The organism is Acrocarpospora pleiomorpha (genome assembly GCF_009687885.1).
Lineage (GTDB): Bacteria > Actinomycetota > Actinomycetes > Streptosporangiales > Streptosporangiaceae > Acrocarpospora > Acrocarpospora pleiomorpha.
In genome coordinates this window covers 33,889-55,953 of sequence record NZ_BLAF01000026.1, presented here as the reverse complement: position 1 = coordinate 55,953, position 22,065 = coordinate 33,889, and the positions used below count along the sequence as shown (strand labels likewise).

The 22,065-nt window shown below is 68.7% G+C and carries 20 protein-coding genes; 10 read left to right on the top strand and 10 right to left on the bottom strand.

What is annotated here, in order from left to right; all coding sequences use genetic code 11:
- Positions 1-53: 53 nt before the first annotated feature.
- Positions 54-1,211, bottom strand: coding sequence for an allantoate amidohydrolase (locus Aple_RS23205; RefSeq protein ID WP_155346783.1), 1,158 nt, complete (start codon positions 1,209-1,211; stop codon positions 54-56).
- A 153-nt stretch (positions 1,212-1,364) separates the two neighbouring features.
- A complete protein-coding gene (locus Aple_RS23200; RefSeq protein WP_155346782.1) occupies positions 1,365-2,057 on the bottom strand; it encodes an SDR family oxidoreductase in 693 nt (230 codons plus the stop codon).
- Positions 2,058-2,112: 55 nt separating this feature from the next.
- Between Aple_RS23200 and Aple_RS23195 the strand changes: the two genes are divergently transcribed.
- The 3 genes from Aple_RS23195 to Aple_RS23185 all read left to right on the top strand — a co-directional run bounded on the left by Aple_RS23195 (position 2,113) and on the right by Aple_RS23185 (position 4,500).
- Positions 2,113-2,643, top strand: a complete 531-nt coding sequence (locus tag Aple_RS23195) for a PadR family transcriptional regulator (protein WP_155346781.1) — start codon at positions 2,113-2,115, stop codon at positions 2,641-2,643.
- Between the two features lie 127 nt (positions 2,644-2,770).
- Positions 2,771-3,730, top strand: a complete 960-nt coding sequence (locus Aple_RS23190; RefSeq protein ID WP_155346780.1) for an ATP-binding cassette domain-containing protein — start codon at positions 2,771-2,773, stop codon at positions 3,728-3,730.
- 20 nt (positions 3,731-3,750) lie between these two features.
- Entirely contained in the window at positions 3,751-4,500 is a 750-nt protein-coding gene (locus Aple_RS23185) for an ABC transporter permease (RefSeq protein WP_155346779.1), read from the top strand.
- On the opposite strand, the gene Aple_RS23180 is transcribed toward Aple_RS23185, so the two are convergent.
- From Aple_RS23180 to Aple_RS23165, 4 genes are all read right to left on the bottom strand, one after another.
- Complete coding sequence (locus Aple_RS23180; protein ID WP_246264730.1) at positions 4,454-5,335, bottom strand: MurR/RpiR family transcriptional regulator; 882 nt, start codon at positions 5,333-5,335, stop codon at positions 4,454-4,456. The two genes, Aple_RS23185 and Aple_RS23180, sit on opposite strands and share 47 nt — an antisense overlap.
- Before the next feature lie 290 nt (positions 5,336-5,625).
- Positions 5,626-7,272 (bottom strand): urocanate hydratase, encoded by a 1,647-nt coding sequence (gene hutU / locus Aple_RS23175; RefSeq protein ID WP_155346778.1) that lies wholly within the window; start codon positions 7,270-7,272, stop codon positions 5,626-5,628.
- Between the two features lie 262 nt (positions 7,273-7,534).
- On the bottom strand, positions 7,535-9,361 hold the full coding sequence (locus Aple_RS23170; protein WP_155346777.1) for an ABC transporter ATP-binding protein: 1,827 nt from the start codon (positions 9,359-9,361) through the stop codon (positions 7,535-7,537).
- On the bottom strand, positions 9,271-9,504 hold the full coding sequence (locus Aple_RS23165) for a hypothetical protein (protein WP_155346776.1): 234 nt from the start codon (positions 9,502-9,504) through the stop codon (positions 9,271-9,273). The genes Aple_RS23170 and Aple_RS23165 overlap by 91 nt, the downstream gene beginning before the upstream one ends.
- 340 nt (positions 9,505-9,844) lie before the next feature.
- On the opposite strand from Aple_RS23165, the gene Aple_RS23160 reads away from it, so the two are divergent.
- The 4 genes from Aple_RS23160 to Aple_RS23145 all read left to right on the top strand — a co-directional run bounded on the left by Aple_RS23160 (position 9,845) and on the right by Aple_RS23145 (position 16,441).
- On the top strand, positions 9,845-11,755 hold the full coding sequence (locus tag Aple_RS23160) for a cellulase family glycosylhydrolase (protein WP_155346775.1): 1,911 nt from the start codon (positions 9,845-9,847) through the stop codon (positions 11,753-11,755).
- 163 nt (positions 11,756-11,918) lie between these two features.
- Complete coding sequence (locus Aple_RS23155) at positions 11,919-13,316, top strand: DUF4331 domain-containing protein (RefSeq protein ID WP_155346774.1); 1,398 nt, start codon at positions 11,919-11,921, stop codon at positions 13,314-13,316.
- A gap of 72 nt (positions 13,317-13,388) precedes the next feature.
- On the top strand, positions 13,389-14,672 hold the full coding sequence (locus Aple_RS23150) for a tetratricopeptide repeat protein (RefSeq protein ID WP_155346773.1): 1,284 nt from the start codon (positions 13,389-13,391) through the stop codon (positions 14,670-14,672).
- A complete protein-coding gene (locus tag Aple_RS23145; protein ID WP_155346772.1) occupies positions 14,669-16,441 on the top strand; it encodes a High-affinity nickel-transporter in 1,773 nt (590 codons plus the stop codon). Before Aple_RS23150 ends, Aple_RS23145 begins: the two co-directional genes overlap by 4 nt.
- 231 nt (positions 16,442-16,672) lie before the next feature.
- Here Aple_RS23145 and Aple_RS23140 read toward each other — a convergent pair whose 3' ends face one another.
- On the bottom strand, positions 16,673-17,056 hold the full coding sequence (locus tag Aple_RS23140; protein ID WP_155346771.1) for a winged helix-turn-helix transcriptional regulator: 384 nt from the start codon (positions 17,054-17,056) through the stop codon (positions 16,673-16,675).
- Between the two features lie 142 nt (positions 17,057-17,198).
- On the opposite strand from Aple_RS23140, the gene Aple_RS23135 reads away from it, so the two are divergent.
- Entirely contained in the window at positions 17,199-17,606 is a 408-nt protein-coding gene (locus Aple_RS23135) for a RidA family protein (RefSeq protein WP_155346770.1), read from the top strand.
- Positions 17,607-17,895: 289 nt separating this feature from the next.
- Positions 17,896-18,570 carry a nucleotidyl transferase AbiEii/AbiGii toxin family protein gene (locus Aple_RS23130; protein WP_155346769.1) on the top strand — a complete coding sequence of 225 codons (675 nt, stop codon included), beginning with the start codon at positions 17,896-17,898 and terminating at the stop codon, positions 18,568-18,570.
- Positions 18,571-18,617: 47 nt separating this feature from the next.
- Here the strand turns inward: Aple_RS23130 and Aple_RS23125 are convergent, their stop codons facing one another.
- The 3 genes from Aple_RS23125 to Aple_RS23115 form a co-directional block, all read right to left on the bottom strand.
- A complete protein-coding gene (locus Aple_RS23125) occupies positions 18,618-18,806 on the bottom strand; it encodes a CsbD family protein (RefSeq protein WP_155346768.1) in 189 nt (62 codons plus the stop codon).
- Positions 18,807-18,836: 30 nt separating this feature from the next.
- The gene (locus tag Aple_RS23120) at positions 18,837-19,595 is read right to left on the bottom strand and encodes a hypothetical protein (protein ID WP_155346767.1); all 759 of its coding nucleotides are present in this window, start codon (positions 19,593-19,595) and stop codon (positions 18,837-18,839) included.
- 211 nt (positions 19,596-19,806) lie between these two features.
- A complete protein-coding gene (locus Aple_RS23115; RefSeq protein ID WP_155346860.1) occupies positions 19,807-20,529 on the bottom strand; it encodes a FadR/GntR family transcriptional regulator in 723 nt (240 codons plus the stop codon).
- A 120-nt stretch (positions 20,530-20,649) separates the two neighbouring features.
- Between Aple_RS23115 and Aple_RS23110 the strand changes: the two genes are divergently transcribed.
- Positions 20,650-21,993, top strand: a complete 1,344-nt coding sequence (locus tag Aple_RS23110; protein ID WP_155346859.1) for a glutamine synthetase family protein — start codon at positions 20,650-20,652, stop codon at positions 21,991-21,993.
- Positions 21,994-22,065: the final 72 nt, after the last annotated feature.

Here is a 22,065-nt window from a genome sequence, read left to right as displayed (position 1 = left end):
GACCCCCGCGAGGGCGGTGGCCCCGGCCGCGCAGTCGCCAGGCTCGTAGCGGGTCATGCCGCCTCCCCACACAGGTCGGCCAGGACGGCCGCGAGGGCGGTGACCCCGGCGGCGCAGTCGCCGGGCTCGGCGAACTCGGCGGGCGAGTGGGAGACACCTGTGGGGTTGCGGACGAACAGCATCGCGGCGGGGATCCCGGCGGAGGCGAGGATTCCGGCGTCGTGACCGGCTCCCGTCGGCAGGATCGGGGCGGGGTCTCCGGCGATGGCGGCCACGCGGTCGCGCAGCGCGGCCGGGAAGGCGACTTCCGGGGTCCAGGATTCGCAGACGACCTCCTGGCCTTCGGAGAGTTCGGCCACCAGGCGGCGCACCGCGTCCTCGTCCGCGCCCCGGGCGTCCAGCCAGGCCGAGACCAGGGACGGGATCGCGTTGGCGTTGTTCGGCTGGATCAGAACCTTGCCGAAGGTGGCGACCACGCCCAGTTTTTCCGCGACCTCGCGGGCGGACAGCACCGCCTGCGCGTACCTGAGCGTCGGGTCGTTCCGGTCGGCCAGGGCCGTCGTGCCGGCGTGGTCGGCGGTGCCGTGGAAGTCGAAGCGCCAGCGGCCGTGCGGCCAGATCGCGGCGGCCACCCCGACCGGCGCGGTCAGCGCCCGGCCCTGTTCGATGTGCAACTCCACGAACACGCTCACCCGGGCGAGGGTCTCCCGGTCCCGGCCGAGCGCGGCGGGGTCGCGGCCCTGGGCGCGCATGACCTCGGCCAGCGTGACCCCGTCGTCCCCGGTCAGGCCGCGCGCCCGCTCGGGCGGCAGGATGCCGGTGAGCAGCCGGGATCCGACGCAGGGCACACCGAACCTGGCGCCCTCCTCGTCGCTGAAGCTGACGATCCCGAGCGGGCGACTCGGCGTGAAGCCGCTCGCCCGGAGCGCGTCCACGGCGTGGAAGGCCGACACCACGCCCAGCGGCCCGTCAAAGGCGCCACCCTCACGCACGGAGTCCAGATGACTGCCGGTGACGACACCGGGTTTCCTGTCCGGGTCTCCCCACCAGGCCCAGAGGTTGCCGTTGCGGTCCTCGTGCCGGTCCATGCCGCGCGCGTCGGCCTCCTGCCGGAACCACTCACGAAGCTCCAGCTCAGGCGGCGACCACGCGTCACGCTGGTAACCACCGGTCCGGCCATTCCTCCCGATCCCCGCTAGCACTTCGAGCATGCTTCCTACCCTAGTGAATGAAACCATTCAGCGACATGGCCGATCCTCCGGATCGGCGGGCTCGGCCGCGACATACGACCTACGGCGCGGCGGTTGCCCAGATGGCTTCGGGAGCTGCGTTTCTCGGTCCAGACACGGGCGCGGGACGTACGACTATTGGTGCGGGGGTTGCGCGGAGGGGCGGATGGTTATTTCGGTGAGGTGGGCGTCTGGGGAGGTGGTGACCGCGGCCAGGACTGCGCGGGCGACCGAATCCGGGGTCAGGTAACGATCCGGCTGGAACTCGCCGCCTTCCTGTTCGCGCACCTCGCGTTGCATGTCGGTGGCCATACGGCCCGGGTAGATCGTGGTGACGCGGATGCCGTGGGGCGCTTCTTCCTGGCGGAGCACGTCGGCGAAGGCGCGGAGGGCGAACTTGCTCGCGGCGTAGGAGACCCAGCCGGGGTGGGCCCGCAGGCCGGCGCCGGAGTTGATGATCACGACGTGACCCCGGGTGGCGCGCAGTTCGGGCAGCAGGAGACGGGTGAGTTCGGCGACCGCGATGACGTTCAGCTCGTAGGTGGCACGCCAGACCTCGGCCGGGGTGTCCTCGACGCTGCCCAGCTTGACCATGCCCGCGCTGTGCACCAGCAGGTCCACCCGGCCGACCCCGGCCACATCGAACGGGCTGAGCGCGGTCAGGTCCACCGACAGCGGGCGGGCGTCGAGTTCCGCGCACATCAGGGCAAGGTCCGCTCCCCCGCGCCCGCCGAGAACGAGGTCGTAGTCCGGGGCCAGGGCGCGGGCGATCGCCGCTCCGAGACCGCGCGAGGCACCGGTGACCAGGGCCGTTGGACGTTCGCTCATACCGGCAAGCTTATCGCGTTGACGTGATCATTCAAATTTGTATATAAATTTGAGCATGTCCTCTACCCGGATACTCATCCTCGGCACCCTGCTGGACGGCCCGTTGCACGGCTACGAGGTGCGCCGCCGCCTCGAGCTGTGGGGGGCGAGCCACTGGGCCAACGTGGCCTTCGGGTCGATCTACCACGGCTTGGCCAAGATGGCGGAGGAGGGCCTGCTCACGGTGGTCGAGCAGGGCAAGGGCGGGAAGACCGTCTACGAGCTGACCCCGGACGGCCGGCTGGAGTTCCAGCGGCGGCTACTCACCTCCTGGTGGGAGATCCAGCCCATCGTGGACCCGTTCCAGGTCGCGCTCACCTTCATGGACCGCCTCGCGCCCGCGGATCTGGTGGTCGCCATGGAGGCCAGGGCCGAGCAGTTGCGGGCGGCCATCTCGATGACCGAGCGGGCGATGGGCGGCAAGCAGGCCTTCGGCGCGCCCCGGCACGTGGACGAGTGCCTGCGGCTCAACGCCGCCCAGCTCACCGCCCAGCTCGCCTGGGTGAGCGAGGCGATCGGGCGGGTGAAGGACGGGGAGCTTCCCTAGCAGCGGAACTTCGCGGAATTGTCGGTGGTGGCAGGCAGGATGAGGGCATGCCGGCGGCCGGAAAACCCCTTGACCCTCACGCCGGGTAACCCCTCATGCTGGCAATCCCCCTGAATACGGAGTAAATATGATCATCGAAGCGAATGATCTTCGTAAGACCTTCATCGCCAAACGTGGCCGCGGCAAGACCGAGGAAGTCCAGGCCGTGCAGGGCATCGACCTGGGCGTCGAGGCGGGTGAGATCTTCGCGGCGCTGGGTCCCAACGGCGCCGGGAAGACCACGACGGTCCGGATGCTGGCCACCTTCACCGCCCCCACCTCCGGCACGGCCAGGGTGGCCGGGTTCGACGTGGTGAAGGAGGCGGCCAAGGTCCGGGAGAACATCGGTTACGTCAGCCAGGCGGGCGGGGTTGACGACAACGCCCCGGGTCTGGAGAGCCTGATGCTGGCGGCCAGGCTCAGCGGCATGTCGCGTAAACAGGCCAGGATCAGATCCGACGAGCTGTTGCAGGCGTTCAGCCTGTCCGAGATCGCCAACCGCCCGGCCAAGACCCTGTCCGGCGGACAGAAGCGCCGGTTCGCGCTGGCCATCGGCCTGGTGACCAAGCCGCCGCTGGTCTTCCTGGACGAGCCGACCACCGGTCTCGACCCGCAGAACCGGGCGAACCTGTGGGACGAGGTGCGCGACCTGCGCGCCCAGGGCACCAGCGTGCTGCTGACCACCCACTATCTGGACGAGGCCGACGCGCTCTGCGACCGGCTGGTCATCATCGACCACGGCAAGATCGTCGCTGAGGGCACGCCCACCGAGCTCAAGAAGGAAGTGGCGGGCGACGTCGTCACCCTGAGGCTCAAGGGCATCGACGAGGCGCGCGAGCTGCTGGCCGCCCAGGACTACATCAAGGAGGTCCGCGCGGAGGATGACGTGCTGCGCGCCTACCTGGACGACGGGGAGCACGGGCTGCCGCATCTGCTGCGGGCGCTCGAGGAGCGCAACCTCACCCTCGACTCGATCTCGCTGGATCGGGCCACGCTCGACGACGTCTTCCTCCGCCACACCGGCCGCTCGCTCCGCGACGCCGCCTGAACCTCGAAGGATTTCCCCCCATGCTTCGCCATACGTCCCTTTTCCTGGGCTACGAGCTCCGGTTCCTGCTCCGCAATCCGGTCTGGCCGGTGTTCGGCATCGTGCAGCCGGTCATGTATCTGATCTTCTTCGCGCCGCTGCTGGGCAGCACGACCCCGAGTGGGTCGATGCCCGAGGTGCTGGCCATGTTCACGCCCGGCTCGATGATGATGATCGCCCTGTTCGGGTCGCTGTTCGCCGGGTTCGGGCTGATCAACGAGACCCGCAACGGCGTGCTCGAGCGGCTCGCGGTCAGTCCGGCCTGGCCTCCGGCGATCATCCTCGGCCGGGTGGCCAAGGACATGATCACCCTGGTGCTCCAGGCCATCCTGGTGATGGGCGTGGCCATGCTGATGGGCCTGCGGATCGGGCTGCTGGCCTTCCTGATCATGCTCGCCCTGATGGCCACGACCGGCCTGTTCGCCGCCAGCCTCTCCTACGGCCTGGCGCTGGCGCTCCGCGACGAGAACGGCATGTCGCAGATCGTGCAGTTCTTCGCCATGCCGCTGACCCTGATCGCGGGCCTGTTCCTGCCGATCTCGCTCGGGCCCGACTGGCTGCAGACCGCCGCCAGGTTCAACCCGCTCTACTACGGCGTCGAAGCCGGTCGCGCGCTCTTCCGGGATGATCTGTCCGACAGCACCATCCCCACCGCTTTCGGCCTGCTCGCCGTCCTCGCCGTGATCACCCTGATCTGGTCGATGCGCTCTCTCCGCAAGATGGCGGGGTGACGAAGACCCCCTGTTGCTCGGTCATCCGCTCGTACTCCTCCAGGCGAGCCTGAGTTCGCAGCGGCGCCGCGTCGGCCATGGCCTCCACCAGCACCATGGCCAGGGCCAGCGGCGCCGCATGCGAATCGAACACCAGCCGCTCCCCCACCGGCGCGTCCAGGATCACGTCGGCGGCGAACGGCGCATCGGCCCGATCCGTGATCACCGCCACCCGCAACCCCAGCTCCCGCGCCAGCTCCAATGCCGCCACGGCCTCCACCGGATACCTCGGCAGCACCACCGCCAGCACCCAGGCCGCCCCCGCCCGCCGCGCGGCGTGCAACCCATCCGCCAGCTCCGACCCCCCATGGGTCAGCAACCGCACATCCGGATGAATCCGCCGCGCGAAATACGCGAACGTCGTCGCCAGCCCAGTCGACACCCGCACCCCCACCACCGGCAAAGGCTCCGACCCCGCCAACGCCACCCCCAACTCCGCGACCACCCCCATCAGCCCATCGGCTACCGGATTGTGAGAACCCGCCGCTGACATGGCCTCCGCCGACCACCCGCCGATGCGATTCCGAAGCGCGGTGAGGTTGCGAATCTCACCATCCAAGGCATCCCGGACCAGAGCCCGCTCCCCCAAAAGATCGGCATGACCACCCCCGGCCCCGCCAAGAACCAGCGGCCGCAACGCCTGCCGAAGCTCCGGATACCCCGCGAACCCCAACGCCGCCGCAAACCGCGTCACCGAAGGCTGACTAACCCCCACCCGCTCCGCCAACTCAACACTCGACAGAAAAATCGCCTCATGCAGGTGCTCCCCCAGATAATGAGCAATTCTCCGCTGCACCGGAGAAAGCCGCCTCCCCTCCAACAACCACCCAAGTCCTTCTCTCACACCCAACTCCTTCAGCAACCCTTCGCTGGAGCACCCAACAGAATGAGCAGTTCGCCGGGTTACTCACCGTTATCCGGCGCCGTTAACGCTGCCGATGGTTCGCACCGCACCGGCGCCAAGAGCGGCAACGGCATTCTGGGTTCTTGGAAGGCGGATCGATGACGGCCCCCCTTTGGCGCCGGGTCGGCGAGGGCTGAGGCGGAGGTGAACGGCGCCGGGGTGCGGCGAGCAACTTGGCGACCTTAGTTTTCGCGCATCGGGATGCGGACTCCTCGGTCGTTGGCGACTTCGGTGGCTGAGTCGTAGCCGGCGTCGGCGTGGCGGATGACGCCCATGCCGGGGTCGTTGGTGAGGACGCGGTTGAGTTTTTCGGCGGCGAGGGGGGTGCCGTCGGCGACGGTGACCTGGCCGGCGTGGATGGAGCGGCCGATGCCGACGCCGCCGCCGTGGTGGAGGGAGACCCAGGAGGCGCCGGAGGCGACGTTGACCATGGCGTTGAGCAGGGGCCAGTCGGCGATGGCGTCGGAGCCGTCGGCCATGCCCTCGGTTTCGCGGTAGGGGGAGGCGACGCTGCCGCAGTCGAGGTGGTCGCGGCCGATGACCACGGGGGCGCTGATGGTCCCGTCGGCGACCATGGCGTTGAAACGCTCGCCGGCGCGGTCGCGCTCGCCGTACCCGAGCCAGCAGATGCGAGCCGGCAGGCCCTGGAACCGCACGCGTTCTCCGGCCAGCCTGATCCAGCGGGCGAGCGGCTCGTTGTCGGGGAACAGGTCGAGGATGGCCTGGTCGGTGGCGTGGATGTCGCGCGGGTCGCCACTGAGCGCGGCCCAGCGGAACGGGCCTTTGCCCTCGCAGAACAGCGGCCGGATGTAGGCGGGCACGAAGCCGGGGAACGCGAACGCGCGGGCGTATCCGGCCAGCTGGGCTTCGCCGCGGATGGAGTTGCCGTAGTCGAAGACCTCGGCGCCCGCGTCCTGGAAGCCGACCATCGCCGCCACGTGAGTGGCCATCGACTCCCGCGCCCGGGTGGTGAACCCGGCCGGGTCCTTCTCCCGGGCCGCCGCCATCTCCTCGAACGCGATCCCGACCGGCAGATACATCAGCGGATCGTGCGCGGAGGTCTGGTCGGTGACCACGTCGATCTCCGCGCCCCGGCGCAGCAGCTCCGGCACTACCTCGGCGGCGTTGCCCTCCACCCCGATGCTGAGCGCCCGCCGCGCGTCGCGCGCCTCGTAGGCCAGCCGCAGCGCCTCGTCCAGGTCGGCGGCCCGCACATCCAGATACCGATGCTCGATGCGCCGCGAGATGCTCCGCGGATCGCAGTCGACGCAGATCGCCACCCCGCCGTTCATGGTGACCGCGAGCGGCTGCGCCCCGCCCATGCCGCCGAGCCCGGCGGTGAGCGTGATCGTCCCGGCCAGCGAGCCGCCGAACCGCTTGGCGGCCACGGCGGCGAACGTCTCGTACGTCCCCTGCAGGATCCCCTGCGTCCCGATATAGATCCACGAACCCGCGGTCATCTGGCCGTACATGGTGAGCCCGGCCGCCTCAAGCCGCCGGAACTCCTCCCAGTTCGCCCAGTCCGGCACCAGATTGGAGTTGGCGATCAGCACCCGGGGCGCCCACTCGTGCGTCCGCATCACCCCGACCGGGCGGCCGGACTGCACCAGCAGCGTCTCGTCGCCCGCGAGCGTGGTCAGCGTGCGGACGATCGCCTGGAAGGACGGCCAGTCCCGGGCGGCCTTGCCGGAACCGCCGTACACGACGAGTTGCTCGGGATGTTCCGCCACCTCGGGGTCGAGGTTGTTCTGGAGCATCCGGAGTGCGGCCTCCTGCGGCCAGCCTTGCGCGGTAAGCGCTGTGCCACGCGGCGCACGAACGGTTGGCATCGGCCGTCCTCCTGAATGAAAACATTCACGTTGGTCACTCGAAGGATACGGCGCGGAGGTCACCAGGGGCACCCCGGTGTCCTGTGATCCCGGGGTGCCCCCACACGCGGTCCCGGCGCGTACCGCACGTACGCGTTGCCCGGGAGCGGGCTGTGGCGAAGGAGAGGCTCCGCACTGACGGAGGTGCCCGCCATTCCGGCGGCTGATCGTCAGCGCGCGGCAAATCTTCGATCATGAGGGTCCGCCGGGTCGGCCGCGCGGATCACGGCGTCGCGGTGGCCAGGAACTGGGTGGTGGCGAGCTCGCGGTAGAGGTCGTCGTCGGCCAGGAGTTCGGCGTGGGTGCCGGTGGCGCGGACCCGGCCCGACTCCATCACGATGATGCGGTCGGCTCCGGTCACCGTGGACAGCCGGTGCGCGATCACCAGGACCGTGGTGTCCGTGGCCACCTCCGCGATGACCTCGCGCAGCCGCAGCTCGTTGACTGCGTCCAGCTGCGAGGTGGCCTCGTCCAGCAGGAGCAGCCGGGGCCGCCGCAGCAGCGCCCGGGCGATGGCGACCCGCTGCCGCTCCCCGCCGGACAGCAGCACCCCGCGATGCCCGACCTGCGTCTCCAGGCCTTCGGGCAGGCGCGCGACCAGATCGTCCAGTTTGGTACGGGCGAGCGAGTGCCGTACCTCCGCCTCGGTGGCGTCCGGGGCGGCGAAGGTGAGATTCTCCCGGAGGGTGCCGTCCAGGACGGGGGCGTCCTGTTCCACGTAGCCGACGGCGGCCCGGAGTTCGGCGAGGTCCCAGTCCCGGATATCCCGCCCCGACATCGTGATATTTCCCGATTGAGGGGAGTAGAAGCGCTCCAGCAGCGCGAACACCGTGGACTTACCCGCGCCCGACGGCCCGACCAGAGCCGACAACCCGCCCGCGCGGACCTCGAAGCTCACCCCGTCGTGCACGATCGGCCGATCATCGCCGTAGCGGAACACGACGTCTTCGAACGTGACCCCGACCGGCGGTCCGTCGGCGCGCAGCGCGGCGACGGTCGGCTCGCCGGGCAGCTCCTCGATCTCCCTGATCCGGGTGATGGCGGCCAGCCCGTTCTGCAGCTGGGTGAAGCTCTGCACCAGCTGCCCGATGGGCGCCACCAGGTAGAACAGGTACAGCAGGAACGCGATCAGCGACGCGATCGCCATCGACCCGTCGGCCACCCGGGCCCCGCCCACGCCGAGCACGGCCAGGAACGCCAGTTGCACCGACATCCAGGCGCTCACCCCGGCGGCCGACTGCCAGGCCGACGCCGTCACGCCACGGTCCCTGGCCTGCCGGGCCGCCGCCGACACGACCTCGATCTCGCGATGTTCCGCGCCGCTCGCCTTCACCGTACGGAACGCCTGCAGCGCCCGGTCCAGCGCGGAACCCATCTCCCCCAGCGCCACCTGCGCCAGCGTGGACGCCTTCCGGATCCGCGGCAGGATCAGCGCGTTCACCAGGCCGACGCTCGCCACCACACCCAGCGTGATCAGCAGCAGCACCACGTCCATGACCGCCATCAGCACCGCGGCCCCGGCGAACATGAACACCGAGCCGACGGCGGTGACCAGGGCGTCCGTACAGACCGCGCGGAGCAGGGTGGTGTCGGCCGTAACCCGGGAGAGCAGGTCGCCGGGCTTGAGCCGGTCCACCTCGGCCACCCGCAGCCGCAGGATCCGGTCCACCAGGCGGGTCCTGGCCCCGAACACGATGCCCTCGCCCATGCGCTCCAGCACGAACGACCCGACGGCCGAGATGATCGAACCGGCCAGCACGGCCCCGCACAGCAGGAGCACTGGACCGAGCATGGTCCGGCCGGTGCCGAACGTCTCGATCACGCTCTTGGCCAGCAGCGGCATGGCCAGCCCGGCCGCGCTCCCGATCAGGGCGAGCACCGCGCCGAGCGCCAGCGTGCCCCGGTGCGGCCGCAGGTAGTCGAATAACAGCCGCCACGACGCCCGCTCGGCCAGCGCGCTCAGCCGTCCTTCCGGAACAGCCGCCCCCCGCCGAACTTCTTGTGCACGGCCTGCTTGCTGACCCCCAGGGCCACTGCTATCTGCACCCATGAAATCCCCTGTACGCGCGCCCGCCGCACCTGCACCGCCGCCAGGCGATCGGCCTGTCGCCGCAGCTCGGCCGCCGCGACGAGCCCGCGCAGGGGGTCGTCCCCTTCGGCCGTGGTCACGAGAGCCACGAGTTCTCCGTTCATAAGGGTCAACCTATGTTGACCACCCGCCTCGGTCAATCTAGGTTGACCCACGCCAGCGGGTCAACCCGGGTTGACCCGATTCCGCTCTGCGCGTACGCGGGCGGAGGTGAATCTTTCATCGGATTCCAGGGCGACATTTCCCATATCCCGCCGTGGATGTCCGCCACCAGAATGGTCAGCTCTCCGCAACATCCTGTACACACCCACGAAATCCCCCGAGTCTGGGAGCGCGCCGGACCGTCCCAAGACCGGTTCACCAGCTCAACCGACCCTGCGGCCAATCCGCCGGGGCACGCTCCTCCGGCCATTTGCTTAACCGGTTAATGCAGAAAGGCAGATCATGAGAAAACGGATCGCACTCGCCGGTGCGACGGTCCTCGCCCTGCTCGTGTCCCTGTTCGTCACCGCGCTCCCCGCCGACGCCGCGGTCGGCCTGCGGATCAGCGGCCGGAACATCGTCGAGGCCAACGGCAACAACTTCATCATCCGCGGCACCAGCCACGCCCACACCTGGTTCCCGACCCAGACGAGCTCGATCGCGAACATCAAGGCCAAGGGCGCCAACGCGGTCCGCATCGTGCTCAGCGGCGGCCGGTGGCAACCCGCCAACAACGCCGCCGACGTGGCCAACATCATCTCGCTGTGCAAGGCCAGCCGGCTGGTCTGCATCCTGGAAAATCATGACACGACCGGGTTCGGCGAGCAGGGCGGGTCGATCAGCCTGGACGCGGCGGTCAACTACTGGATCAGCATCCAGAGCGCGCTGACCGGCCAGGAGAACACGGTCATCATCAACATCGGCAACGAGCCGGTCGGCAACAACGCGGTCACCCCGAACTGGACCCAGGCCACCAGCGCGGCCATCACCCGGATGCGCAACGCCGGCTTCCAGCACCTGCTGATGGTGGACGCCCCCAACTGGGGCCAGGACTGGCAGTTCGCCATGCGCGACACCGCCGCGTCCGTGAAGGCCGCCGACCCGACGGGCAACACCGTCTTCTCGATCCACATGTACGGCGTGTTCGACACCGCGGCGGAGATCAACGCCTACCTGAACGCCTTCCAGACCGCCAATCTCCCCCTGGTGATCGGCGAGTTCGGCCACAACCACTCGGACGGCAACCCCGACGAGGACACGATCATGGCCCAGGCGCAGGCTCGCGGCCTCGGTTATCTCGGCTGGTCCTGGAGCGGCAACGGCGGCGGCGTGGAGTATCTGGACCAGGTCACCAACTTCAACCCCAACCAGCTGACCTCGTGGGGCACCCGCCTGTTCAACGGCCCCAACGGCATCGCCTCCACCGCCCAGGAGTGCTCGCTCTGCGGCGGCACCACGCCCACCGACACGACCCCGCCGACCACACCGGGCGCCCCGACCGCGTCCGGCGTGACCTCGACCGGGGCGACCATCTCCTGGGGCGCGTCCACCGACAGCGGCGGCTCCGGCCTGGCGGGCTACAACGTCTACCGCGAGCAGGGCGCGACCGACCCGCTGCTCGGCCAGTCCGCCACCAACTCCCTCGCCCTCACCGGCCTGACGGCCAACACCCAATACCAGGTCTACGTCCGGGCACGTGACGGCGCGGGCAACCTGTCCGGCAACTCCACGCTGGTCACCTTCACCACCACCGGCGGTACCACCGACACCACTCCGCCGACCACACCGGGCACCCCGACCGCGTCCAGCGTGACCTCTTCCGGCGCCTCCCTCACCTGGACCGCCTCCACCGACTCCGGCGGTTCCGGCCTGGCGGGCTACAACGTCTACCGCGAGCAGGGCACGACCGACCCGCTGCTCGGCTCGCCGACGACCAACTCGATCACCCTGACCGGCCTGACCGCCAACACCCAGTACCAGGTCTACGTCCGAGCCCGTGACGGCGCCGGGAACCTGTCCGGCAACTCGTCCCTGGTCACCTTCACCACCACCGGCGGCGGCACCGGCGGCTGCACCGTGGTCGCCACCACCCAGAACACCTGGAACAACGGGTACGTGATCCAGCCGGTCACCATCACGGCCGGAAGCTCGCCGATCACCTCATGGACGGTGACCTTCACCCTCCCGGCCGGCCACACCGTCTCCGGGTCCTGGAACGCCACCTTCACGCAAAGCGGCCAGACCGTGACCGCCAAGAGCGTGAGCCACAACGGCAACCTCCCGGCGGGAGGCAGCGGCAACTTCGGCTTCCAGGGCAGCCGCCCCAACGGCAACACCGCCGTACCGACCGGCTACACCTGCACCACTCCGTAACCCGACCTGACCAGCGAAAGTGTGGCCCCGGGACCCCCGGGGCCACACTTTTTGAAAAAGAACCAATCCGCGAGCCTCCATGGGGCGAATAGGCGGTCGAGGAGTCCGGCCGGACACCTCATCTGACCCAAACCTCCCTATCGTCCCGAGAGGACCGTTTGACATGGAGCTCCGGATTAACCGGCGATCCCTGATCGCCGTTGGGGTCGCGGGGGCGCTGGCCGCCTCCTCGATCCTGCTTCTTCGCCCGGCCGCCCCGAGCGCCTCCTCGCACCGCGAGGCTCCGCTCATCTCCGGCGACCCGCGCAACGACAACACCGACGTGTACGCCTTCGTCAGCCCCGACAAGTCCGACACGGTCACCCTGATCGCCAACTGGATCCCCTTCGAGGAGCCCAACGGAGGCCCGAACTTCTACTTCTTCGACACCAACTCCCGCTACAACATCAAGATCGACAACGATGGCGACGCCAAGCCCGACGTCACCTACCAGTGGACCTTCAAGAACATCGACAAGCGCGGCAACGGCAGCGGCACGTTCCTCTACAACAACGGCCCCGTGACCTCGCTGAAGGACGAGAACCTGCTGTTCAAGCAGAAGTACACGCTCAAGCGCATCACCGAGAAGGGCACGACCACCATCGGCACCGGCACCGTCGCGCCGAGCAACACCGGCCCCGCGTCGTTCCCCGACTACGCCAAGGTGCGCAACGAGGCCGTGGACGGCATCAAGGGCGGCGGCAAGCAGTTCGCCGGCCAGTCCGATGAGGCCTTCTTCCTCGACCTGCGCGTGTTCGACCTGCTCTACGGCGGCAACCTGTCCGAGGTCGGCCAGGACACCACCCGCGGCTACAACGTGCACACGCTGGCCGTCCAGGTGCCCAAGAAGGAAGTCGCGCTCAAGGGTGACGTGACGCGCAACCCGGTCGTCGGCATCTGGTCGACCACCGACAAGTGGAGCCCGAGGGGCTACGTCCAGGTCTCGCGCCTGGGCCAGCCGCTGGTCAACGAGGTCGTGGTCCCGGCCCCGCTGAAGGACGCCTTCAACTCGCTCAGCCCCGACAAGGACGCGGGCATCCCGGCCGTGGTGAAGAAGGTCACCCACCCCGAGGTGCCGATGTTGCTGGAGGGCATCTACGGCCTGAAGGCGCCCAAGACCCCGCGTGACGACCTCGTCGAGATCTTCCTGACCGGCATCGCGAAGAAGAACGGCCCGATCAAGGCCGACCTCAACTCGCAGATCCTGAACAAGGACGCCGGCAAGCTGCGCCCGTCGGAGATGCTGCGGCTCAACCTCACCATCCCGGTGACCGCCAGCCCGAACCGGCTCGGCGTGCTCGCGGGTGACCTGCAGGGCTTCCCGAACGGCCGCCGCCTCGGCGACGACGTGGTGGACATCGCCCTCCAGGCGATGGCGGGCGCCGCCCAGACCGGCCAGCTGGTCCCGGCCCTGGCGGCGGGCGACAAGGTCGACCGGAACGACATGCCGTTCCTGACGACCTTCCCCTACATCCCCGGCCCCAGCAACCAGGCCGTGAACCAGACCTTCAACGGTTCCTGACCCAGCAAGACCCCGCCGCCGCGGCTGAGCTGTCGCGGCGGCGGCCATTCCCATGCCGAGGAGGTCCTCAAAATGCTGGAATTACCCACTAAAAAGCGCACGGTGGGCGTCATCGCGGGGGCCTTCGTCGCGGCGGTCGTCCTCACGGCGGGCGCCACCCTGATCCCCGGATCCGAAGCTCCCGCCCCTGCGGCTCCCGCCGTGGCGGTCGGCTCGAACGGCTCCGCTCCAGGCTCGATCCCCGCGCTCCAGGCCCGCTTGAAGCGGCTGCCGAAAGACGACAGCGCGTGGGCCGCACTCGGGGCCGCCTACGTTCAGCAGGCCAGAATCACCGGGGATCCCTCGTTCTACCCCAAAGCCGAACAGGCCGTCGCCCGGTCGCTTGAGCTCAAGCCGGGCAACTTCGCCGGGCTCACCGGTCAGGCCGCCCTCGCGGCCGGCCGCCACGACTTCGCCGCCGCCGTACGTCTCGCCGACCAAGCCGTGGCCGCCAACCCTTACGGTCCGGTCGCGTACGGCGTGCTGGCCGACGCGCACACCCAGCTCGGCGCGTACGACCAGGCCACGAAGGCGATCACCAGGATGATGGAGCTTGCTCCGGGCGTCTCCTCCTTCACCCGGGCTTCCTACGACGCCGAGCTACACGGGGACCAGGTGACCGCGCGCCGCATGCTGGAATACGCGCTCCGGGACGCCTACCTCCCCGGCGATGTCGCCTTCTGCCAGCACTACCTGGGCGAGCTGGCCGTACACTCGGGCGACTTCGAGCGGGCCCGCGAGCACTACCGGCTGGCGCTGGCCGCCGACCCGCGGTTCGTGCCCGCGCAGGCCGGTCTGGCCCGCGTCGCCGCGCTCACCGGAAACCTGACCGAAGCCGCCGACCAGTACGCGAGCGTCACCGGACGCCTGCCCCTCACCCAATACCTGGTCGAATACGGCGAAGTCCTCGAAAAGCTGGGCCGCGACGCCTCCGGCCAGTGGCGGCTGCTCACCGCGCAGCGCGGGCTGATGCGCGCCAACGGCGTCTACGACGACGTCACCTGGGCCGAGTTCGAAGCCGACCACGGCAACCCCGCGACCGCCGTCACGTACGCCAGGGCCGAATACGACCGCAACCCCAGCGTGATCGCCGCCGACGCGCTCGCCTGGGCCCTGCACCGGAACGGCGACTCCCGTCAAGCCCTGCCGTACGCGAAGGAGGCGACCGCCACCGGCTGGCGCAACGCCCTGTTCGCCCACCACCGGGCCGAGATCGAGCGAGCGCTCGATCTCCCGGCAGCCAAGTCCGAGGCCCTGGTCACGACCTACAACCCGCGCTTCGACCCGGAGCTCCCAGCCCTGCAGAGGTTCTCATGACCACCGCCCTCGACCACCTGGCCGACCTGCGCAGCGCCGACGGCGCCCGGCGGCGATCCCGGCTCGGCCGCGGCTTCCGGCTGGCCCTCACCGCGGCCCTGACCGGGCTTGTCGTGGCCGTCGCGTCGCTGGCCGTGCTGATGGCCATCCCCGCGGTCGCGCAGGCGCACCCGCTCGGCAACTTCACCGTCAACCACTACAACGGCCTGCGTCTCTACGATGACCATGTCGAGAACACCGCCGTCGTGGACTCCGCCGAGCTCCCCACTCTCCAGTCGGAACCGGCCATCGACATCGACGCCTCCGGCTCGGTCTCGGCCGCCGAGTCCCAGACCCACGCCACCTCCCAGTGCGCCGCCCTGACCGCCGCCCAGCGCCTCACCGTGGACGGCTCCCCCATCCCCTGGCAGGTCGCCACCGCCGCCTTCACCTACCACCCCGGCCAGGGCGGCCTCAAGACCAGCCGCCTGACCTGCACCCTCACCGCCGCCACCACGCCCACCGGCACGATCGCCTTCACCGACGACTTCCTCGCCGACCGCCTCGGCTGGCGCGAGATCACCCTCGCCTCCGATTCGGTACGGCTCGCGCCCACCGATCTCCCCGTCACGAGCGTCTCCAACGAACTCCGCGCCTACCCGGAGGACCTGCTCGCCTCCCCCCTCGACCAGCGCGCCACCACCGTGACCGTCGACCCCAACGGCACGATCCCCGGCCTGCCCGAGAACGCTTCCCCCCAGCGGATCTCCACCCCCGGCATCTCGACCCCCGGCATCTCCGCCCCCGGCCCGATCGGCGCCTGGCTGGCCGGTCTCGACCGCACCTTCACCGACCTGGTCGGCTCCACCTCGCTCACCGTCCCCGTGGGCCTGCTGGCCGTTCTGCTCGCCGCCGTCCTCGGCGCGGGCCACGCCCTCATCCCCGGCCACGGCAAGACCATCATGGCCGCCTACCTGGCCGGCCGCCGCGGCCGCCCCCGCGACGCCCTCGTCGTCGGCATGACGGTCACGGTCACCCACACCGTCGGCGTCCTGGTCGTCGGCCTCCTCCTGAGCGCCTTCTCCGCCCTGGCCGGCGACTCCGTCCTCGCCTGGCTAGGCCTGGCCAGCGGCCTCCTCATCACCACCATCGGCGCCCGCCTCCTCTGGACATCCATCAAGGGCAACCCCAACGGAACCGCCTACGGCCACGGACACGGCCACGGCCACGGACATGGACACGGGCATGGGCACGCCGACGAACACAGCCATGCACACGATCACGCGGAAGAACACGGACATGGCCACGGGCACGGGCACGGGCACGGACACGGCCATGGGCACGGTCACGCGCTTGAAACCGAGAGAGTCGGTAGTGTCACGACGCTTGAGCGGAACGACGTCAAGGTCCTCGCGGATCTCGAATCTCCTGAGCCGGAGCGGCCCAAACAGCCTGCACGCAGCGGGCGGCGGATCGGACTGGTCGGCATGGGCATCGCCGGTGGCCTGGTGCCGAGCCCATCCGCCCTGATCGTCCTCCTCGGCGCGATCGCCCTCGGCCGCACCTGGTTCGGCGTCGGCCTAGTCGCCGCGTACGGCATCGGAATGGCCGCCACCCTAACCGCGACCGGCCTACTCCTCGTCAAACTGGCAAGCCGCCTCGACCGCCTAACCACCACAGGCACAGGCCTCCTGTCCAGAATCTCCACCCTCGCCCCAATCGGCACCGCCTTGATCGTCATCACCCTCGGCCTAGCCCTAGCCATCCGCTCCCTCACCGGAAGCCTTTAGAACACCTAACAGACGGTCAGAGTTCGAGTCCTCTCGGACGCACAGGGTCAAAAGGCCCAACGCGATCAGCGCGATGGGCTTTTTGGATCTTCATACATCAGCGAGTACAGCAACCACATCGGCCGGCGTCGAGGCTCTGGTTGACCTGGTCGAGCGCGTTTGAGTCGGCTGGCCCAACGAACCACCCGGGTGAGGTCCGGCCCATGGCTGCGCGTGCGCGCGCTCCAGCCGTCAGGCGTCGAAGCGGTGGCGGGCGACCTCGATGTGACCGAGGTACTGGTGGGTCCAGCCGCACATTCCATCGACCGTTGCGCGCAGGGCTTGGCCCGGCTCGGTGAGGGTGTACTCGACCCGCGGCGGCACGGTGGGGTGCACCGTCCTCTCGACCAGGCCGTTGCGCTCCAGCATGCGCAGGTTCTGGGTGAGCATCTTGTGACTGATGCCCTCGACCTCGTTCCGCAGCTCGCTGAAGCGCAGGGTGCGTTCACCGAGCATCTCGATGATCAGGAACGCCCACTTGTTGGCTACGTCCGAGAAGATCTCCCGCGCCAGGGAGTCCGCGCGCCTCAGGTCCGCTTCGTCGGCCGAGCCGCCCTTGAACTGCTTGGTCACCATCAGGTTCCCCAGTCACTGAAAAGTGCGTTCTTCCATGTCAGCGGCCACTCTCCTACGGTTCCTGAGTAACCACAAGAGACCAAGAATGTCTTGATCTGATGGACGCGGGCCCTCGGGCCCTCATAACAAGGAGGCAGGCAGCATGGCCATCACCCTGGTAAACCCCAGCGAGTTGCCCAAGATCGATGTTTACCGGCAGGTCTCGATCGCATCCGGGTCGAAGCTGGTCTTCATCGCCGGGCAGGTCGCCTGGGATGCCGAGGGGATCACGGTCGGTGAGGGCGACCTCGCCGCGCAGGTCGAGCAGTGCTACCTCAACATCGGCACCGCCCTCGCTGAGGCTGGCGGCTCCTTTCACGACGTGGCGAAACTGACCGTCTACGTCGTCGACTGGACCCCCGACAAGATGCCCACACTCCTGGAGGGGATCTCCCGAGCGGCCGCGAAGCTGGGGGTCACACCGGTCCCACCGGCCACGCTGCTGGGCGTTGCCGCACTGGACGTCCCCGACCATCTCGTCGAGATCGAAGCCACCGCGATCCTCGACTGAGCGCCAAAGTGGCTAACCAGCGTGCTCATTCACACATCGGAATGACTCGTCTAGCCGGCAACCGGGGATCTCAGGGCGAGATGCGTGGACGTACCACGACCTGGTTCGCCGTCGCTCTCTTGGCGCCGGTACGGCGAGAACCGCCTGTGTGAACGGGGCCGGATGGCGGCGAACCGCTCGTTCTCTTGGGCGCTCCCGGTCGAAGCCGTGGGATCCGCTGGATACGGCCTGATCAGGACGGGCATACTGCGATCATGACGATTCGAGCGTTCGCGCGGATCCTGTGGTGATGCGGCTGGCGCCCTTCTACGAGCGGGTTCTCGACGCCGTGTGTGAGGTGGACCCGAATTACGGCTTGCGCTTGGCTGGGGCGTACGCGCTGCGGGCGCATGGTCTGGTCGAGCGGCCGAGTCGGGGGCTGGACTTTGTCACGGTCAGCGAGTTGCCGCTGGTGGACATCGCCGACCATGTGGCCGAGGTGCTGCGGGAGGATGGTCTGGCGGTGAAGCAGCGGCCGGGGAGTCCGCTGCTGGCCAGGATGGAGGTCTCGGATCCGGTGGTGCCGGAGCAGTCCTGCCCGGTCAACGTGCTCAAGGCTCCGCTGCAACGGCCGCCGGTGCTGATCGATGACCGGCCGGTGGCGGATCTGGACGACGTCGCGGGCATGAAGGTCGGGGCGGTGCTGAACCGGGCGCTCCCCCGGGATCTCATCGACGCGGCGGCCCTCAGCGAGCGGTATTCCTTCGATGACCTGGAACGCCTGGGCGCGCACTTCGAGGAGGGTTTCACCCAGCAGGGGCTGGCGTTCGAGCTGGAGACCGCCCTCGTCTACGACGAGGACGCCTATGCCGAGTACGGCCTCCCCCCGGAGCAGATCGCCCGCGTCAAGCGTTTCACCCTGCTCTGGTACGAGGACCTGTCGATGCGCATCGCCGAAGAAACCGACATCGACCCCTTCGAATAGGACCCAGGATCCCTCAGGGGGTCAGCAGGCGACTCCCGACCCTGACGTCACCGGGAGGAGCGAAACTCCCTGCGGATCTTCCGAGCCGTGGCCTTGATCTTGTCCCTGGTCCGGAGCAGCCGTGCCTCCGCCGTCTCGGTACGGCCTTCGGCCGCGAGCCTCCGGTTCCCGGTCCGAGCCCCAAGCCGCTGCTTGGCCATGGCCTTCAATTCCCGAAATTTCGTGATGAGTTCCATGTCTAGTCGACTACCCGAGACGACTCTCTGTTAACGCTTTCGGTCAACGGGCCATTCACGCGGGAGATCATGCCGTCCTGACACGAACTCCTGGACGGCGATTTTCGCTCGAATCACCGGGCGGCGCCAGCGCTCCTCGCGGTGGAGGGCTCGGCCCAGCTTGCGGTCGTTGCCCGTGTAGAACCAGTGGGCCCACGGCGAGCCGGGGCGCGCGAGCCGTACCGCGCCGACATAACAGAAGACGGGAATGAACAGGCCGACCAGGCCGCTCCAGATCTTGCCTTTGAGCAGGGTGATCACGGCGAAGACCAGGTTCAGGACGAGAAAGCCCGCGCCCGCCCCGATCCCGTTCGCGACGGTCCAGTCGAGTGGGCGGCGGCCGAGCAGGAGCAGGCCGGTGACCGCGATGGCCACGAACACCGCATCCACGGAGGTGCGGCCCTCCTCGGCCCAGTAGACATCGCGCAGGTGCAGGATCAGGGCGAACTCATCCAGCACCAGCGCGGACCCGACCCCGAAGACCGCCGCCGTGACCGCGTGCCACCCGACCGAGACCCCCGAGACGATCAGCCCGGCCACCCCGCCGAGCAGCATCAGCACCACCCCGAACACCACGTGGTGGATGTGCATGTCGCCCACGTTGACGTTCTTGAACCACCAGCGCTTCTTCGCCCGGATCAACCGCACGTTGATCCTCGTGAACACGAAAGCCACGATCAACGCCACGAAGAACGCGAAGAGCGGCAATCGTTGCGTATCGACGATGCCGCGCTGGAAGAGTTCAGTCATAAATGCCCCGATCTTCGATGGTACCCAGCCCTTGGCTTCCCAGAGCGCATCGAAAACGGCGCCAGAAAACGGCGAGCAACCCGCCCTCCTTATGCCAGGAAGCCCCCCGGTCACGAGAAGATCTCCCACCCACCCTCTTGTTCTATCCGGGCTCCGCCCGTCCCCGTCCGTTCCGCAGGAAGTCGGCGAGCCACGTTGGGAACTGGCTTGGCTATGCCAGGAAGCCCCTCAACAGGGCGGCAGTGCCCTCCAGGTGTTCGGCGACGGCCTGGCGGGCGCGATCGGGGTCGCGGTTCAGGATGGCTTCGACGATCGCGGCGTGCTGGTCGGCCGAGTGCTGGATGTTGAAGCTGAGGATGGGGATGGCGTTCAGCAGGTCGGTCACACGTAAGCGTGCGTCGGCGCAGGCGGCGGCGAGCAGGGGGGAGCCGGTGAGTTCGGCGATGCACAGGTGGAAGGCGGTGTCGAGGCGGCGGTAGTCGGACGGGCCTGCCTCGTTTACATCGGACAGCCTGCGGCGGAGGGTGGCGATCTGGGTGGGGGTGAGGTCGCGGTCGGCGAGGACCTGGGCGGCGCCGCATTCGACGGCCATCCGGAAGGTGAGCGCGTCGTCGAGTTCGCTGGGGCCCATCTCGTTGACGGCCCGGCGCAGGTCGCCGTGGCGCGGGTCGGGTGGCTGGTAGACGACGAAGGCGCCACCGTAACGTCCCCGGCGTACATCCAGATATCCGGATTCCTGCAGGGCGCGGAGGGCTTCACGGAGGGTGACGCGGCTGATGCCGAGTTGGGCGGCGAGTTCCCGTTCCGGGGGCATTTTCGCGCCGTGGGCGACAACGCCGAGTTTGATCGCCTGGAGCAGCCGCTCGACGGTCTCCTCGAACGCGTTCCCCGAGCGGACCGGACGGAGCAACGAAACAAGTGGGGATTCCGTCATCATGCACCGCCCTCCAAATGGCCCAAGATTAGCCCAATCCGCTGTTGACGAGCTGACAGGCCTGGTGCTTGCATGCCTCCATTGGTCTGATTCCAGACTTTTAGAAGGGACTCGCGCGTGCTGACTGTGGAGCAGCTTCGAGTTGAGGCCGAGGCAGGCAAGATCGACACCGTGCTGCTGGGGTTCACCGACATGCAGGGCCGCCTGCAGGGCAAACGGCTGTCGGCGCGCTACTTCCTGGACGAGGTGCTCCACCACTCGGCCGAGGGCTGCAACTACCTGCTCGCGGTGGACGTGGAGATGAACACCGTCAGCGGCTACGCGATGTCGTCCTGGGATCGTGGTTACGGTGACTTCGTCTTCAAGCCCGACATGGCCACGCTGCGCCGGGTCCCCTGGCAGGAGGGTACGGCGCTGCTCCTGGCCGACCTGGTCTGGGAGGACGGCTCCGACGTCACGGCCTCGCCCCGGCAGATCCTGCGCCGCCAGCTGGCCCGGCTGGGCGAGCGCGGCTGGGGGGCGTTTGTGGGGACCGAGTTGGAATTCTGCGTGTACGCCGACAGTTACGAGGAGGCGTGGCGGAACGCGTACCGCGATCTGACGCCCACGAACCTCTACAACGTGGATTATTCGCTGCTCGGCACCTCCCGGGTGGAGCCGCTGCTGCGGCGGATCCGGCTGGGCATGGAGGGCGCGGGGCTGTACGTGGAGTCGGCCAAGGGCGAGTGCAACCTGGGGCAGCATGAGATCGCGTTCCGGTATACCGATGCACTCGCCACCTGCGACAACCACTCGATCTACAAGAACGGCGCGAAGGAGATCGCGGCCCAGGAGGGCATGTCGCTGACCTTCATGGCCAAGCCGAACCAGCGCGAAGGCAATTCCTGCCATATCCACATATCGCTGAGGGACGCGAACGGGACCCCGGTGATGGCCGGATCCGAACCCTATGGCCTGTCCAAGATCGGGCAGCACTTCATCGCCGGGCAGCTGGCCGCGATGCGGGAGCTCACCCTCCTCTACGCGCCCAACATCAACTCATATAAGCGGTATGTCCCCGGCTCCTTCGCCCCGACCGCCGTCAAATGGGGCATCGACAACCGCACCTGCTCGCTCCGCCTGGTCGGCCACGGTCACGGGCTCCGGATCGAGAACCGGGTGCCCGGCGGCGACGTGAACCCTTACCTCGCGGTGTCCGCGCTGATCGCGGCCGGTCTGTACGGCATCGAGAACGAGCTCCCGCTGGAGGACCCCTACGGCGGAAATGCCTATATTTCCGACGCGGAGACCGTCCCGGCAACGCTGCGTGACGCGCTCGACCTGTTCGCGGGGTCCACGCTGGCCACCACCGCCTTCGGGCAGGATGTCGTAGACCATTACGCCAACTACGCCAAGGTGGAACTGGCCGCCTTCGACGCGGCCGTCACGGACTGGGAGATGTTCCGGGGGTTCGAACGACTGTGAAGATCGCTAAAAACGCCAAGCGAGAGTCGGCCGCCTCCGACACGGCCGTCACCGACTGGGAGACGTTCCGGG